The organism is Photorhabdus sp. S10-54 (assembly GCF_963878145.1).
Taxonomy (GTDB): domain Bacteria; phylum Pseudomonadota; class Gammaproteobacteria; order Enterobacterales; family Enterobacteriaceae; genus Photorhabdus; species Photorhabdus kayaii.
The window spans coordinates 1-14,774 of record NZ_CAWNXG010000045.1 but is presented as its reverse complement, the minus strand read 5'-3'; the positions used below and the strand labels follow the sequence as shown (position 1 = coordinate 14,774).

The window sequence follows — 14,774 nt, the reverse complement described above, 5'->3', positions numbered from 1 at the left end:
GCCGAATTAGAGCCGGAAACCTTCGCCTAAATAAACGCGCTTCACCTGTTCATTATTAAGAATATCATTAGGTGTGCCGTGAGCAATCAGATGCCCTTGGCTGACAATATAAGCACGTTCGCATACATCCAATGTTTCACGGACATTGTGGTCTGTGATAAGGACCCCGAGTCCATAATCTCTCAAATGCTGAATAATCTTCTTGATATCGATGACTGAGATAGGATCTACGCCGGCGAAAGGTTCATCCAGCAAAATAAATTTAGGATTAGCTGCCAGCGCTCTGGCAATCTCTACGCGGCGACGTTCACCTCCGGAAAGTGATTGACCAAGATTGTCACGTAGGTGGCTGATATGAAACTCTTCCATCAGCTCTTCGGCACGTTCTTTCCGCTGTTCTTGAGTCAAATCTTGGCGGATCTCCAATACAGCCATCAGGTTGTCGAATACGCTTAGACGGCGGAAAATAGAAGCTTCCTGAGGCAAATAACCGATACCACGTCGTGCCCGTTCGTGAAGTGGCAGTAGGCTAATATCTTCATTATCAATGGTAATTGTCCCGGTATCCCGTGAAACGATACCGACGACCATATAGAAAGTCGTCGTTTTCCCTGCACCGTTCGGACCAAGCAGGCCGACAATTTCGCCGGAGTTCACGTTTAGGCTGACATTTTCAACGACCTTACGGCCTTTGTAAGCTTTTGCCAGGTTTTCTGCGTTTAGTATTGCCATATATCGTTATTTACTCTTGTTGTTAACCCCAGGGCCTTCTTCTTGTAATTGAGAAGGTAGTAGGACGGTTGTCACTCGTTTACCTTTGTCACTAAACGCTTCCATTTGCTGAGTTGGGACTAGATAGGTGATACGGTCGCCTTTTATATTGCTGTCTAACTGTTCCAAATAGGCATTGCCAGTGAGTGTAACCAGCTCTTTATCCATTTCGTAACGCATTTTGGAACCGCGGCCCTTGATTGGTTTGCCATTGTCCTGTAGTTGATAGAAGGTTACTGGATTGCCAAATGCTTCAATAACCATTTTCTTAGAATCGCCATCTGGGCGAGTCACAACAACTTTGTCAGCGCGGATATCGATAGAACCCTGTTTGATGATCACATCTTCTGTAAATGTGGAAGTGTTTCTTGTCATGTCAAGGGCTTGTTTAACAGAATCGATAGAAATGGGTTTCTGTGTGTCATCTTTCAGTGCCATAGCGGGAAGACTGACTACAAAGATAGCACTGGCAATAAAAGCATTACGGATTCTGTTTTTCATGTTGGATTTCATAGTAGGTGTTAACCTTTTCAATCAGTTCAGCGGTTTTGTTTCGCAGGTTGCCACGCATTTTCATACCGACGGATTTTAGCCCGACACCAATCAGTGTGACCTGATCGTCAGATGAAACATCCTGAGTGACCAGGTTGATGATAGCGTTCTCTGTAGTAATACGTTGTAATTGTGACGTATTAGTCAGACTGTCAACCTGTACGTCTCCGTAAAGATAGAGCATTTTGTCATTAGTTAGTTTGGCTTTGTTAGCACGAACTGTCCATGTAGCAATGGCATTTGAGTCATAAGTAATTAATACCGGTTTGGTAAACCAGGTAAGTTTTGACTCTGCATAGTTCTGGACGTCATCAGCGACCAGTTTATACGTCAGTTTCCCCGTAGGGTCATAAACAAAAGTTATAGCTTCCTGACTTTGATAGGTTGGCTGACTGTTATCTGTGGCAGAAGATGATTTAATCTCATCTGAATCAGACAAGTTCCAGCCAATTAACGCCAGGATGATTAATACCAGAGTTATCACCAACCAGGATTTGATTCTATCCATTCTCGTTTCACTTCAACCTACTATATTGATAATCCTTTGGCCTCTTCCAGCTTATTCTGAGCAAAAAGCACCAAATCACAAAGTTCCCTTACCGCACCGTGTCCCCCTGCAATTTGGGTGACATAATGCGCTTTTGGTAAGAGTAATGGATGTGCATCCGCCACAGCGACAGATAACCCCACTTGTTCCATGACAGGCCAGTCAATCAGATCATCACCAATATAAGCAACCTGTTCTGGTTTTAATCCCAGTTTATCTAACAATTCTTTGTACGCCAAAACCTTATCACTTTGTCCTTGGTAAAGATGTGTAATACCCAAGGTGTTTGCTCGATCTTCCAGCAATTTTGCTTTACGGCCGGTAATAATAGCGACTTCGATTCCTGAAGTAATTAAGCAGCGAATTCCGTAACCATCTCTAACATTAAATGTTTTTAATTCTTCACCGTTATTGCCCATATAGATCCGGCCATCGGACATAACACCGTCAACATCGCAAATCAGTAAGCGGATTTTACGGGCTTTTTCAATAACGTCTTTATTAACTGGACCATAACAGGTGTCCAAATAAACTAATTGGCTCATTAAGGCGTTTTCTCCGGTTACACCACACCAGCTTGTAGCAGGTCATGCATATGTAATACACCAAGCAATTTATTGTCCTCTGCAACCAATAAAGACGTGATATGGTGTGACTGCATTAAGTTCAATGCATCAACTGCAAGGGCATTCGGTTTGATGCGGATGCCACCTGTTGTCATAACATCTGAAATTTTGACATTGTACAAATCGACGCCCATATCAAACACTCGCCGTAAGTCGCCATCAGTAAAAATACCATCAATATACATATTTTCATCGCAAATGACGGTCATACCCAGTTTTTGTCGGGTGATTTCGAGCAGCGCTTCGCGTAAGGTGGCGTGACGATTAACCTTTGGAATATCATCGCCTATATTCATCAAATCACTCACCAGTAGCAGAAGTTTGCGTCCAAGAGTGCCGCCTGGATGTGATAGTGCGAAATCTTCAGCAGTAAAGCCGCGCGCCTGGAGCAATGCAACCGCTAAAGCATCACCCATAACCAGTGTTGCAGTGGTACTGGTTGTAGGAGCCAAACCTAGCGGACAAGCTTCCTGTGGGACTTTGATACACAGGTGGATATCGGCGGCTTTTCCCATATTACTGTTGTAATTGTTAGTCATGCAGATAAGCGGGATTTTTTGGCGTTTTAATGCGGGAATCAGCGACAAAATTTCACTGGATTCACCCGAATTTGAGATGGCTAAAACAATGTCTTTAGGTGTGATCATGCCGAGATCGCCGTGGCTAGCTTCTCCCGGATGAACGAAAAAGGATGGTGTACCGGTGCTGGCGAAAGTGGCAGCAATTTTACACCCGATATGGCCGGATTTACCCATCCCCATGACAATCACTTTACCTTCGCAGTTGAACATCAGTTCACAGATACGGTCAAAATCTCCGTTTATATGTTGTTCAAGTTCTGTTAATCCATCCCGTTCTATGTGTAATACTTTTTTACCCGCTTGCTGAAAATCAATCTTAGGCATTTCTTTTTCCTACTCATTCGTGTTTATTTAATGCTGTAATTGGAAATAAACAGTACGATAAAATAAGCGATAAAGCAGCTTAATAACAGGACACCTTTAAATCGGTTTAATCGGTGTTTACGACCCAGACAAAATGCAGTAAATATTATGCTGGCTACCATCATTACCCAAAAGTCACGATGGAAAGATTCAGGTGAAATGGCGGCTGGTGAGAGTAATGCGGGAAGGCCCAAAACAATTGATATATTGAATATATTCGAACCTATAATATTCCCGAATGCAATGTCATCTTCGCCTTTGAATGCTGCGGCAATAGAGGTTGCTAATTCCGGCAGGCTGGTACCGACCGCAAGCACGGTAAGCCCGATAACTAATTCACTGATGCCATAAATGCGGGCAATAACAGTTGCATTATCAATAACCATACGAGTTGCCATAGGTAAAATAAGTAACCCTAATAGAATCCAAAGTAGGGCAATGTGTTTATTGCCTTCGACCGGTAATTCCGCAGCCTGTTCTTGCGTATAAATATCCGCTTCGGCGCGGCGCGGTAGAGCAACCATTTTTATCATCAGTAAGATATACACTATGGCGGAAGCGAGTAATACCAACCCATCCATCCGGCTGAGATAGTGATCACTCATTAAATAACCACAGAAGACGGTGAGCAGTAGCATCAACAGCAGTTCCTGCCGCAGGATATCTGATTTTACTTCCATTGGGCGAATAAATGCGGCAGCACCGGGTATTAGTAGCAGATTAGTAATGTTGGAGCCAATAACATTACCCACGGCCATATCAGGTTGACTATCTAGCATTGCAGTAACTGAAACCATTAATTCTGGTAGAGAAGTTCCAATGCCAACAATGGTAATACCAATAATAAATGGAGGCAGTCCCAGAGTACGGGCAAAAATTGCAGCACCATATACTAATCTATCGGAACCATATACCAGTAAAATCAACCCGGCAATTAGAAGTAAAAAGGTCAGAAGCATGAAGCGTCCCTTGTAAGGTATATTCCGAATTAATGTTAACGCTGGTTGATTTTCTAAACAAAAATTGTCTGCCCAGTTAGATGGGGTATATTCTGACGGCGGTGGATAGAAAAGTAAAATTTGTCATCACATTAATGGCGAAAATTTTCCCGTTTTTTTGTAGTATATATGATTAATATATGAACCAAATATTAAAGCCAATTTATTAACCGTTAAGGGCTATCAATAATGAATCGACAGACAGCAAATCTCATCGAGATCCGTGGTATGTATTTTACCCGTGGTAACCGTTTGATTTTTGCTGATATTAATCTAGTTGTGCCTAGAGGAAAAGTCACTGCAATTATGGGGCCTTCTGGGATAGGGAAAACGACACTATTACGATTAATTGGTGGTCAGTTACGTCCTGAACGTGGAGAGATCTGGTTTGATGGTGACAATATTCCTGCTTTATCCCGTTCTCACTTGTATGCTGCTCGCAAGAAGATGAGTATGCTGTTTCAATCTGGGGCATTATTCACTGATCTCAATGTCTTTGAGAACGTTGCTTTTCCGCTGCGTGAACATACGAATCTGCCTGAAGAAATTATACAGACCACGGTAATGATGAAATTAGAGGCGGTAGGGTTACGTGGTGCCGCGAATTTGATGCCTTCCGAACTTTCCGGTGGTATGGCAAGGCGTGCAGCTCTGGCTCGTGCTATTGCACTTGATCCTGATCTGATTATGTTTGATGAGCCTTTTGTTGGTCAGGACCCGATTACGATGGGGGTTTTGGTGAAGTTGATTGATGAGCTGAATAAGGCACTTGGCGTTACCTGTGTGGTTGTTTCCCACGATGTACCGGAAGTTCTGAGCATTGCAGATTACGCTTATATTATCGCTGAACAACAGATTATTGCTGAGGGTACAGCTCAACAGTTGCATTCTAATTCTGATAGGCGAGTACGGCAATTTCTGGATGGTATTGCTGATGGGCCAGTACCTTTCCGTTTCCCGGCAGGGGATTATAAAACTGAGTTATTAGGATAATCGGATGTTAATGTTAACACAGGCGCTGGCGGCACTTGGCCGACGGGCCATTGAAGTGTTTGCCTCTTTTGGTCGTGCAGGTTTTATGCTTTTCCGCGCGATAATTGGCAAGCCAGAACCCGCCAGACAATGGCCGTTACTCCGACAGCAGCTTTACAGCGTGGGTGTTCGGTCATTATTGATTATTATCGTTTCAGGGCTGTTTATTGGCATGGTGCTTGGCCTACAGGGGTATCTGGTACTGACAACATACAGCGCAGAAGCCAGTCTTGGTATGATGGTGGCGATATCTCTGTTACGTGAATTGGGGCCGGTGGTCACGGCACTGTTGTTTGCTGGTCGAGCAGGATCAGCCCTGACCGCAGAAATCGGTTTGATGAAAGCCACGGAGCAAATTTCCAGCCTGGAGATGATGGCGGTAGATCCATTACGGCGTGTGATAGCGCCCCGTTTCTGGGCCGGGTTTATCAGTATGCCGCTATTATCTTTGATTTTTGTTGCGGTAGGTATTTGGGGCGGTGCGATGGTTGGTGTTGATTGGAAGGGGATTGACAGTGGCTTCTTCTGGTCTTCCATGCAGTCTGCTATCGAGTGGCAGAAAGATTTGCTGAATTGTTTTATTAAAAGTGTCGTTTTCGCCATTACTGTGACCTGGATTGCTCTATTCAATGGTTATGATGCGATCCCGACTTCAGAAGGGATCAGCCGAGCAACGACCAGAACGGTAGTTCATGCGTCGTTAACGGTTTTAGGTTTGGATTTTGTGCTGACAGCACTCATGTTTGGGAACTAAGCCAATGCAAAGCAAGAAAAGTGAAATTTGGGTTGGATTTTTTGTCTTGATTGCACTGGCTGCAATCGTCTTTTTATGCCTAAAAGTGGCAGACATTAAATCGGTAGGCAACCAGCCAACTTACCGTTTGTACGCAACTTTTGACAATATTGGTGGCCTGAAAGTGCGTTCACCGGTAAAAATTGGGGGTGTGGTGATTGGTCGTGTTGCAAGTATCTCTCTTGATGAAAAAACTTATACGCCGCAAGTGGCACTGGATATTATGAAGCAATATGACCATATCCCTGATACCAGTTCTCTTTCCATTCGTACTTCTGGCCTATTAGGTGAACAATATATTGCCTTGAATATAGGGTTTGAAGATCCCGATATGGACACCCGTATTCTGAAAGAGGGTGATCGCGTACAGGATACCAAATCAGCAATGGTACTTGAGGATCTTATCGGCCAGTTCTTGTATAAGAGTGGTGATAATGTTCAAAGTGGGTCAGAGCACACGCCGACACCCTAGCCAGCAACTGAATATCATTAAGAGGAACCCATTATGTTGAAGAGATTATTAATGGTGGCGCTATTGGTTTTCGCGCCATTAGCGAGCGCAGTTGATCAAACGAATCCTTATAAGCTGATGCAGGATGCGGCGGAAAAGACTTTTACTCGTTTGAAAAACAGCCAATCACAAATTCGTCAAAACCCAGATTATCTGCGTAAAGTGGTGAAAGAGGAGCTACTGCCTTATGTCCATATCAAATACGCAGGGGCATTGGTTCTGGGGAAATACTATAAAGATACGACTCCAGAGCAGCGCAAGGCTTATTTTGTTGCATTTGAATCTTATCTTGAGCAGGCCTATGGGCAGGCTTTGGCAATGTATCATAATCAAACTTACCAGATTGACCCTGAAAAGCCGTTAGGGGACAGCAATGTTATTGCTATTCGTGTCACTATTATCGATTCGAATGGCCGTCCTCCTGTCCGTCTTGATTTCCAATGGCGCAAAAACAGCAAAACTGGTTACTGGCAGGCATTTGATATGATTGCAGAGGGCGTCAGTATGATTACGACTAAACAGAGTGAATGGGCCTCTATCTTGCGTCAGCAAGGTATTGATGGCTTAACTAAGCAGCTTGAAATCAGTGCCCGTCAGCCAATTACTCTGGAAGAGAAAAAATAAGATGGCTGAGAGTCTGATCTGGGAAAAAACAGGGCAAACATTGATTCTCAAGGGCACTTTGGATCGTAATAGTTTGCTTCCTCTCTGGCAGCAAAAAGAGAAATTATTGGCTGATATTGACAGCATCAATGTGTCACAACTTGAATATGTGGATTCTACCGGGTTAGCTCTTTTAGTCCGTTTCAAACATCATATGCAAAAGAGAGGGGATAAATTGCGCTTTTCTGGCATTGATGAACGGCTTAACACCCTGATTAAGCTCTATGATCTGCAAGAAATGATCATTGATAGCTAACCGATAATCTCATTAATTATCTGTACATACCCTATGGATTTCAAGATGCATCGCGACGGCAAGGGAACGAATCCCCGGGAGCATAGATAACTATGTGACTGGGGTGAGTGAGTGCAGCCAACAAAGAGGCAACTTGAAAGATGACGGGTATAATCAGCGCCTTTGTAAGCAAAGATGTTACAAGGGCGTTTTCACAGTTTAAGAATAAGCAGGATTCTATTAGGATAGATGGCTGTCTATTATTTATTTCTAACTACAGAACATTGAGCAATTATGGATACTAATGAGATTAAGCAAGTGCTGATAGATAAATTAGCACTGGATGAAGTCATTGTTAACGGAGATGGCAGCCATTTCCAGGTTATTGTGGTTGGTGAGATGTTTGCCGGTATGAGTCGGGTAAAACAGCAGCAAGCCGTTTATGCGCCTTTAATGGAATACATTGCTGACAATCGTATTCATGCCTTGTCAATTAAAGCCTACACGCCGGATGATTGGAAACGGGATCGCAAGCTCAACGGTTTTTAATGTTGTTTGCCTCGCTGCGAACAGCAAATTATATAAAGAGAGTAGTCACAGATGGATAAATTTCGTGTGAAAGGACCCACTCGTCTATCGGGTGAGGTTACTATTTCCGGGGCAAAAAATGCTGCACTGCCAATCCTGTTCGCCGCGTTGTTGGCTGAAGAGCCTGTTGAGTTGCAAAATGTTCCAGAATTGAAAGATATTGATACCACTATCAAATTATTGAATCGCCTTGGGACCAAAGTTGAACGCAATGGTTCTGTATTTGTAGATGCTCGCGATGTGAATCAATATTGCGCGCCTTACGAGCTAGTAAAAACCATGCGTGCATCTATTTGGGCGTTAGGTCCTTTGGTAGCGCGTTTTGGTCAGGGGCAAGTTTCTTTGCCGGGGGGGTGTGCGATTGGCGCCCGCCCGGTTGATCTGCATATCAGTGGATTGGAACAGTTAGGTGCTGAAATTGTGCTGGAAGAGGGCTACGTCAAGGCTTCCGTTAATGGGCGTCTGAAAGGGGCTTGCATTGTGATGGATAAAGTCAGCGTTGGAGCGACAGTTACGATTATGACCGCGGCAACGTTGGCTGAAGGGACAACCGTTATTGAGAACGCAGCACGTGAACCTGAAATCGAAGATACGGCTAATTTTCTCAATACCTTGGGTGCAAAAATCACAGGCGCTGGCACTGACCATATCATCATTGAAGGTGTGGAACGCCTTGGTGGTGGTGTATACCGTGTACTACCTGATCGGATTGAAACGGGAACATTTCTTGTTGCGGCTGCGATATCCGGTGGCAAGGTAGTTTGCCGTCATGCTCAGCCTGATACGCTGGATGCGGTATTGGCTAAATTGCGTGAGGCGGGGGCGGATATTGAAATAGGTAAAGATTGGATAAGTCTCGATATGCACGGTAAGCGCCCTAAAGCTGTGACATTACGTACTGCTCCGCACCCCGGTTTCCCGACCGATATGCAGGCACAGTTCAGCTTGTTGAATTTGGTTGCTGAAGGTGCAGGGATGATTACTGAAACTATTTTCGAAAACCGTTTCATGCATATCCCTGAATTAATTCGGATGGGGGCTCATGCGGAAATTGAAAGTAATACCGTGCTTTGTCATGGTGTTAAAAAATTATCTAGTGCTCAGGTCATGGCGACGGATTTACGCGCATCGGCAAGTTTGGTTCTGGCGGGTTGTATTGCCGAAGGCGTAACGGTTGTTGACCGTATTTATCATATTGACCGGGGTTATGAACATATCGAAGATAAGTTGCGTGGACTTGGCGCAAACATTGAACGAGTGAAATCAACGGGAAAGTAATTGCGCTTCCTTAAATTTGGAAATAAGAAATGGGGGTAATTGTCGGGTAGCTTCGATAATTGCCAACTTTCTTATAATGCTAAAGATATTCACATATACACTGTCAGACATAAACGTTTTTGACACACATTGTTGTGTGTCAAAATAGTTCTCATTTAAATAGCCCTCAGCAGTTTTTTAAACCGGTGTTGAGGGTGTTTGATACAGGCGAGAGTCTCACTACATTTTGGAAATACAGGCAGTGTTCATTTTCTACAGACATAAAGACCTCCCCCCACCGATTTACTTTAGTAGTTTATCTAACAGATTAATATCTTGGTTATTGTGTAAATGTGGTCTTGTCCAACCATTCAAGTCATAGTCAGAAAGACAGGATTCCACCAAGTTCATCATTTTCTTCATATTGCCAGAGCTATAAGCATGGCGCAGACATTGCAAGCGGACTCCATCTTGACTACCAGCATAATTGATTTCGTATAGCTCATGGCGGCCACCGAATTCACTGCCAATGGCATCCCACATTAATTTTAAAATCTTAATCCGTTCTACATAGTCGATGCCATTGGAACCGCGTACATATTGTGCAAGATACTTATTAATTTCTGGATTATTCATGTCACGTATACTGGATGGCAGGTAGATTAAGCTGCTGGTGACATTACTTTCAATAATATTCCTGATTTTTGTATAAGCCATCGGTGCCATAACGAGATAAGTTTGAATCGCTTGAGTATCCGGCAGATAAGCATCACCTTCCCACGGCTTGGCTTCTGCCCACATGGCATCTGTCAATGACCAGAATAGATTGCGCCATGCCACTACTTCTCCCAAATCCGCTTGAACACCACGAAAATCTATCACTCCAGTACATTCGAGACTCTTTTGCAGCAGTGCTGTAATGAAATCCAGCTTAACAGCTAGGCGTACACAAGCCTGCATGGGGAACAGACGGGCAAACCCACTTTGTACAGCCCAATGGCGAGTGCGACCAACATCGCGATAAATTAGTATGTTTTCCCATGGGATTAGTACCTTATCCATCACCATAATGGCGTCATTTTCATCAAACCTACTGGAGAGAGGATAATCGAAAGGGGAACCAGTGGTACCTGCGGATAATTCATAAGAGGCGCGGGATATCAATTTCATGCCATTGGCATCCATAGGGGCAACAAACATTAGGGTAAAATCGGGGTTATCTCCTATGTCTTGGGCCGAGCCAACAATGAAGTTGTAGTGAGTAAGAGCTGAATTGGTTGCCACGACTTTGGCCCCGCTGACTATAATACCTGCATCAGTCTCTTTTTCCAGTTGGATAAAAACATCTTTGACTTCATCCGTTGGTTTATGGCGGTCAATTGGTGGGTTAACAATGGCATGATTGAAATACATACAAGTTTCCTGAATGCGTTTATACCATGCGCGGGCATTGTTAGAGAATTGACCATAGAACTCAGGGTAAGCGCCTAATGCGCAACCGAATGCCGCTTTATAATCGGGGGTGCGTCCTAGCCAGCCGTAGCTTTGGCGTGACCATTCTGCAATGGCATCTCGCTGTTGGCGCAGTTCATCTGGATTGGTCGCAAAACGGAAGAATTTGTGCGTATAACCTTCATTACCAGTGTCTGTATCCCAACAGAGCGCATTGTGGGTTCCAGGAGCATGCAGAGCATCATACAATTGACCAATTGAAGCGGCTGTATTGCGGAAAGCTGGATGTGTAGTGACGTCTTTGACTCGCTCACCATAAATGTAAATTTCACGACCATCTTGAAGTGAATTCAAATACTCTTTACTGGTAAATGGGCGTTTGTCATTGGCACGTAAATTTTCTGGTTTCATTGTTACCTCAGAATTTGTACCCATTTTTGATTTCTGAGCCGTAGGGTACTTAATGTTAATTTTATGTTTCTAGAACTTATTTTTTATCAGACTTGAATATAATGTTCATATAACCTCCATTGATTTAAGTGCCGATAAGGCTTTATTCAATACTTGTAACTTACTTTTGTTATCTACCGTTATCGTGATATCGGATAGTTTTTGGTTACATTTACTCGCCAAGAAATAATTGTTTAAGAAGACTTCTTCTGGATGGAAAGAATGAACTCCAATATGAGAGCTCTTATCTAAAAAAATAGTAGTACCTTTTTCTTTCATTTGATTCCTAATATATTCAAAATCTAAATCGTCCTCAATAATAGAATGTCCTGCACCAAAATCGACTACTTTATTTGATGCATTTTGGACAACTTTTTTGACCAGCTCTGATTCAAATTTACGGTTGTATCTATATAAATCTATAAATTTATGTTTTTTTACTAATTGCTCAACATGATTTAGATCGTAGCCTATCTTTTCATATACGGACCATCTTATAGAATCTAAACTAATCAGTTCTTTTCCTAATTTCTTAGAAATTAATTTACTCAGCGTAGTTTTACCTGCGCCAAATGGTCCAATAATATAAATATTATTCATGCCACCTCATTAATGTTCAATCTTGAGCCAATGGTTTCCCTATGTGAGACGATGATTATTTTTTTATTTTTATCAATTTTATCTATTAATTTTCTGCAATCAAATTCATCGAATATAATCACATCTGAATTTGAGTTGTTGAGATAATCTAAAAATCTATCGTTTGCTAGATAGTGATCAAAATGATGGTCTATATATATGTACCCCTTTATTTTAGATAATCTCTTAAGAAAAAAAGTTTTACCACTGCCATTATTCCCCACTAATTGTATAATCCTATCGTTTTCTAATCTTTGCTCTAAAATTAATAAATTAGAGGATAAATTTGTTTTCTTATGATAAACATTTACATGCTTAGTTATTCTTTGGATAGATACAATTTCTGATAAGTATCCGAATATTGCAAAATAAAAAATGACTATTCTATTGTCTAAGTTTATAGCAGCCGTAATGTTGTCTGATTTGAAGTTTGGATATAGAGAGTACAAAATGATTAAACTGGATATTAGGAAGCCCAATATAGAAGCGACAGAATTAATTAAATATCTTTGTGATGCTATGGTATATAAACGATGAACTCCGGATAGAATAGTATCCTGACATAAACGATTAACCAAATTACATTGAGGTAGTTTTCTAGTATAAGAAAAGTAAATTGATAGAGAGTGGAGTTCTTTATAGTGTTTATTTCTATTATCCTTGTACGTAGGATACAATAAACAAACGCTAGTAATAAATATAAACATAGCCCCAAGTATAATTATGAAATTGTCAGAGTCAAAAAACAAAAATAGGGTTCCAACAAATATCGAACCAAACCAGAAAACATCTTTAGCATACATGGTGAATCTATTTATTATTACGTTGTATTCATGTTTGAATAAATTGAATCCTTCTGCCCTAGAGTTGGTTTTAATAGAGGTATATATGTCTTTTCTTGCTTTTTTTCTTATTTTAAACTCTATTAAGTATGATCCTGAGATAAATCCTTCATTCCGCACCTAATTCAGGAATAAACCGCTTTATATTGTGCGCCTAATAAACTCAAAAGCTCATGGTGGTAAGATTGCATTCCTGTCACCATTTTATGTTCTTGAAATTCAAAGGTGTTTATCCCTTCAAAGGCCAGAAACACCCAACGCGCGGTGGGGGATTGTGTCGGTTTGTTCTTCATATCGGGGAAAAACGGCACACTTTGTTTCAATTCATGGCGAATTTTATGTTCCAGCGCCGCATAAACCATGAGACAACATGTCATCACCATTAACAGCGCTTCTATCCGCTCTGGTTTTTTCAGGAAAATGGCAGACGTCAGGAATTCCGGACTTTTCAGGAAGCGAAAACCCCGTTCCACCTTTTGTTGTGCCTTATAATTAGCCAGTAACGCCGCCATATCAAGCTGTCCTTCATCCCGTTCATTGGTCGCTAAAATAAACCTCCCGACCCGCAATCTGGCCTGCTTCACATTGTCTAACCGGGTATAAGCCTGACCGGCTAATTGATAATGAACCGATTTGGGGGGTTGATGCTTGCCGGGTTTCCCGCGCCCCGCATAGACGGTAATCGCCTGAATTTCCGGCGAGGCGATGCCGATAAACTGGCATTGAGACTCAAAATCATGCAGTGCCTGTAAGGCATCCTCCCGGCAGGCAAAGGGCTTTTTGCCCAGTTTGTCGAACTGTTTAGACTCGTTTTCTGTTTCCCTGAGTGTGTTTTTCCGGAAAGTCTGGTTTTCACGTTTTTCTGCCGCCGTACTGTTCACCAGTAACCAACGCTGAGGAACGCCGCCATATGATGACGTCACCCAGCAGCCTGAATAGCCCTCACCGATGGGGCTGAATTGCTCCGCTGTCACGTTCAGGAGAGACTGTTTAGCTTCCCTGAGCGTCAGGGGAACACGCGTAATAAATCGTTGTTTTTGCTGATGAAGCGAAGCGATCGCGGCTTCAGTATAAAGGGCGGCATCGGCCACAAAGTAGCGGCTGTTTTGTGCCGCTTTCAGACATTGAATATGGGTTTTGATCGTCTGGGCAAAGGCTTTGGCATCATTCGTATTCCCGCTCATGGCCTGCATGTAGACAGGGATACCTGCCTGATTTTCGCAAATCAGTTCAAGGACAACCTGGTTCAGTTCGGGCCGGTGATCCCGGCTATAACCCGGCACCAACGCAATGCGTTTTGTGTCATCTCCCAACGCGCTGTCATAGTCACCATCGACATGAAAACTCGTGATATCCAAATGAACGGAATCGGGCTTCAGCCCCAATTTATCAACCACTTGCTCAGCAAGCACCTGATAAACTTCCGACACCCCCGCTTCATATAAGGCATCCAGTGTACGGCCGAGCACATCATCATTAAGGTGTTCAGCTTCAATGTCAGTGCCAATTAAACGCGCAATCGGCTTATGTTGAAAAAAGCCGGAAAACATGTGCAATGTCCGGCTGTGAAACCCCAGCCCGTTAAGGAGCATCGCCAGAAAAGCGTCGCCGTGAGAGACGGTATGCGATGAATATTTTGGGATAATGGCATCAATCATGCGGGGTAAACCGGCTTCATGACAAAAAGCGGCGATAAGGCCAAGATGATCGAGACGTTTAATGGCAGGTACGGGTGTGGACATATTCGCTTTCCGGCAAATAAAAGTAATAGATCAAAATTGGCGATTACCGTCAACCCCACCGATGTCATCAATACAAAAAACCTGTGTAAGATCACACTATTTTTAAATCAGAAATACGGTGCGGAATGACGG

General features: G+C 42.8%; 17 protein-coding genes. 7 read left to right on the top strand and 10 right to left on the bottom strand.

Annotated elements, in window-relative coordinates; translation table 11 throughout:
* Nucleotides 1-6 precede the first annotated feature (6 nt).
* From lptB to AACQ83_RS19220, 6 genes are read right to left on the bottom strand one after another with little or no spacing between them, the layout of a single operon-like run.
* Nucleotides 7-732, bottom strand: a complete 726-nt coding sequence (lptB, locus tag AACQ83_RS19245; RefSeq protein ID WP_011148169.1) for an LPS export ABC transporter ATP-binding protein — start codon at nt 730-732, stop codon at nt 7-9.
* 6 nt (nt 733-738) lie between these two features.
* Nucleotides 739-1,272 carry a lipopolysaccharide ABC transporter substrate-binding protein LptA gene (lptA, locus tag AACQ83_RS19240; protein WP_112879245.1) on the bottom strand — a complete coding sequence of 178 codons (534 nt, stop codon included), beginning with the start codon at nt 1,270-1,272 and terminating at the stop codon, nt 739-741.
* Nucleotides 1,253-1,831, bottom strand: coding sequence for an LPS export ABC transporter periplasmic protein LptC (gene lptC, locus AACQ83_RS19235; RefSeq protein ID WP_112879244.1), 579 nt, complete (start codon nt 1,829-1,831; stop codon nt 1,253-1,255). Before lptC ends, lptA begins: the two co-directional genes overlap by 20 nt.
* A 20-nt stretch (nt 1,832-1,851) precedes the next feature.
* Nucleotides 1,852-2,415: a 3-deoxy-manno-octulosonate-8-phosphatase KdsC gene (gene kdsC, locus AACQ83_RS19230; protein WP_112879243.1), complete on the bottom strand. Its 564-nt coding sequence runs from the start codon at nt 2,413-2,415 to the stop codon at nt 1,852-1,854.
* Nucleotides 2,416-2,432: 17 nt separating this feature from the next.
* Complete coding sequence (gene kdsD / locus AACQ83_RS19225) at nt 2,433-3,401, bottom strand: arabinose-5-phosphate isomerase KdsD (protein ID WP_112879242.1); 969 nt, start codon at nt 3,399-3,401, stop codon at nt 2,433-2,435.
* 23 nt (nt 3,402-3,424) lie between these two features.
* Nucleotides 3,425-4,399 carry a calcium/sodium antiporter gene (locus AACQ83_RS19220; protein ID WP_112879241.1) on the bottom strand — a complete coding sequence of 325 codons (975 nt, stop codon included), beginning with the start codon at nt 4,397-4,399 and terminating at the stop codon, nt 3,425-3,427.
* 228 nt (nt 4,400-4,627) lie between these two features.
* Here AACQ83_RS19220 and mlaF point away from each other — a divergent pair, with 228 nt between their 5' ends.
* The 7 genes from mlaF (at nt 4,628) to murA (ending at nt 9,538) form a co-directional block, all read left to right on the top strand.
* A complete protein-coding gene (gene mlaF / locus AACQ83_RS19215; RefSeq protein ID WP_112879240.1) occupies nt 4,628-5,431 on the top strand; it encodes a phospholipid ABC transporter ATP-binding protein MlaF in 804 nt (267 codons plus the stop codon).
* Between the two features lie 10 nt (nt 5,432-5,441).
* A complete protein-coding gene (mlaE, locus tag AACQ83_RS19210) occupies nt 5,442-6,224 on the top strand; it encodes a lipid asymmetry maintenance ABC transporter permease subunit MlaE (RefSeq protein WP_112879264.1) in 783 nt (260 codons plus the stop codon).
* A 4-nt stretch (nt 6,225-6,228) separates the two neighbouring features.
* Nucleotides 6,229-6,735, top strand: a complete 507-nt coding sequence (gene mlaD / locus AACQ83_RS19205) for an outer membrane lipid asymmetry maintenance protein MlaD (RefSeq protein ID WP_112879239.1) — start codon at nt 6,229-6,231, stop codon at nt 6,733-6,735.
* Between the two features lie 33 nt (nt 6,736-6,768).
* Entirely contained in the window at nt 6,769-7,398 is a 630-nt protein-coding gene (gene mlaC / locus AACQ83_RS19200) for a phospholipid-binding protein MlaC (RefSeq protein WP_112879238.1), read from the top strand.
* Between the two features lies 1 nt (nt 7,399).
* Nucleotides 7,400-7,693, top strand: coding sequence for a lipid asymmetry maintenance protein MlaB (gene mlaB / locus AACQ83_RS19195; RefSeq protein ID WP_112879237.1), 294 nt, complete (start codon nt 7,400-7,402; stop codon nt 7,691-7,693).
* 273 nt (nt 7,694-7,966) lie between these two features.
* Nucleotides 7,967-8,221 (top strand): BolA family iron metabolism protein IbaG, encoded by a 255-nt coding sequence (gene ibaG, locus AACQ83_RS19190; protein WP_112879236.1) that lies wholly within the window; start codon nt 7,967-7,969, stop codon nt 8,219-8,221.
* 51 nt (nt 8,222-8,272) lie between these two features.
* A complete protein-coding gene (gene murA / locus AACQ83_RS19185; protein WP_112879235.1) occupies nt 8,273-9,538 on the top strand; it encodes a UDP-N-acetylglucosamine 1-carboxyvinyltransferase in 1,266 nt (421 codons plus the stop codon).
* A 282-nt stretch (nt 9,539-9,820) separates the two neighbouring features.
* Here the strand turns inward: murA and hpaB are convergent, their stop codons facing one another.
* The 4 genes from hpaB to AACQ83_RS19165 form a co-directional block, all read right to left on the bottom strand.
* Nucleotides 9,821-11,380, bottom strand: coding sequence for a 4-hydroxyphenylacetate 3-monooxygenase, oxygenase component (gene hpaB / locus AACQ83_RS19180; protein WP_112879234.1), 1,560 nt, complete (start codon nt 11,378-11,380; stop codon nt 9,821-9,823).
* A 105-nt stretch (nt 11,381-11,485) separates the two neighbouring features.
* The gene (locus tag AACQ83_RS19175) at nt 11,486-12,019 is read right to left on the bottom strand and encodes a shikimate kinase (protein ID WP_112879233.1); all 534 of its coding nucleotides are present in this window, start codon (nt 12,017-12,019) and stop codon (nt 11,486-11,488) included.
* Nucleotides 12,016-12,861 (bottom strand): hypothetical protein, encoded by an 846-nt coding sequence (locus AACQ83_RS19170; RefSeq protein WP_146747920.1) that lies wholly within the window; start codon nt 12,859-12,861, stop codon nt 12,016-12,018. Before AACQ83_RS19170 ends, AACQ83_RS19175 begins: the two co-directional genes overlap by 4 nt.
* Nucleotides 12,862-13,025: 164 nt before the next feature.
* Nucleotides 13,026-14,642, bottom strand: a complete 1,617-nt coding sequence (locus tag AACQ83_RS19165; RefSeq protein WP_112879895.1) for an IS1634 family transposase — start codon at nt 14,640-14,642, stop codon at nt 13,026-13,028.
* Nucleotides 14,643-14,774: the final 132 nt, after the last annotated feature.

What these genes read in the sequence shown, in the direction of transcription:
- murA (WP_112879235.1), top strand. Translation starts at nt 8,273, where the DNA reads ATGGATAAATTTCGTGTGAAAGGACCCACTCGTCTATCGGGTGAGGTT.
- lptA (WP_112879245.1), bottom strand. Translation starts at nt 1,272, where the DNA reads ATGAAAAACAGAATCCGTAATGCTTTTATTGCCAGTGCTATCTTTGTA.
- AACQ83_RS19170 (WP_146747920.1), bottom strand. Translation starts at nt 12,861, where the DNA reads ATGTATGCTAAAGATGTTTTCTGGTTTGGTTCGATATTTGTTGGAACC.
- AACQ83_RS19165 (WP_112879895.1), bottom strand. Translation starts at nt 14,642, where the DNA reads ATGTCCACACCCGTACCTGCCATTAAACGTCTCGATCATCTTGGCCTT.
- kdsD (WP_112879242.1), bottom strand. Translation starts at nt 3,401, where the DNA reads ATGCCTAAGATTGATTTTCAGCAAGCGGGTAAAAAAGTATTACACATA.
- hpaB (WP_112879234.1), bottom strand. Translation starts at nt 11,380, where the DNA reads ATGAAACCAGAAAATTTACGTGCCAATGACAAACGCCCATTTACCAGT.
- ibaG (WP_112879236.1), top strand. Translation starts at nt 7,967, where the DNA reads ATGGATACTAATGAGATTAAGCAAGTGCTGATAGATAAATTAGCACTG.
- AACQ83_RS19220 (WP_112879241.1), bottom strand. Translation starts at nt 4,399, where the DNA reads ATGCTTCTGACCTTTTTACTTCTAATTGCCGGGTTGATTTTACTGGTA.
- kdsC (WP_112879243.1), bottom strand. Translation starts at nt 2,415, where the DNA reads ATGAGCCAATTAGTTTATTTGGACACCTGTTATGGTCCAGTTAATAAA.
- AACQ83_RS19175 (WP_112879233.1), bottom strand. Translation starts at nt 12,019, where the DNA reads ATGAATAATATTTATATTATTGGACCATTTGGCGCAGGTAAAACTACG.
- mlaE (WP_112879264.1), top strand. Translation starts at nt 5,442, where the DNA reads ATGTTAACACAGGCGCTGGCGGCACTTGGCCGACGGGCCATTGAAGTG.
- mlaB (WP_112879237.1), top strand. Translation starts at nt 7,400, where the DNA reads ATGGCTGAGAGTCTGATCTGGGAAAAAACAGGGCAAACATTGATTCTC.
- lptC (WP_112879244.1), bottom strand. Translation starts at nt 1,831, where the DNA reads ATGGATAGAATCAAATCCTGGTTGGTGATAACTCTGGTATTAATCATC.
- lptB (WP_011148169.1), bottom strand. Translation starts at nt 732, where the DNA reads ATGGCAATACTAAACGCAGAAAACCTGGCAAAAGCTTACAAAGGCCGT.
- mlaF (WP_112879240.1), top strand. Translation starts at nt 4,628, where the DNA reads ATGAATCGACAGACAGCAAATCTCATCGAGATCCGTGGTATGTATTTT.
- mlaD (WP_112879239.1), top strand. Translation starts at nt 6,229, where the DNA reads ATGCAAAGCAAGAAAAGTGAAATTTGGGTTGGATTTTTTGTCTTGATT.
- mlaC (WP_112879238.1), top strand. Translation starts at nt 6,769, where the DNA reads ATGTTGAAGAGATTATTAATGGTGGCGCTATTGGTTTTCGCGCCATTA.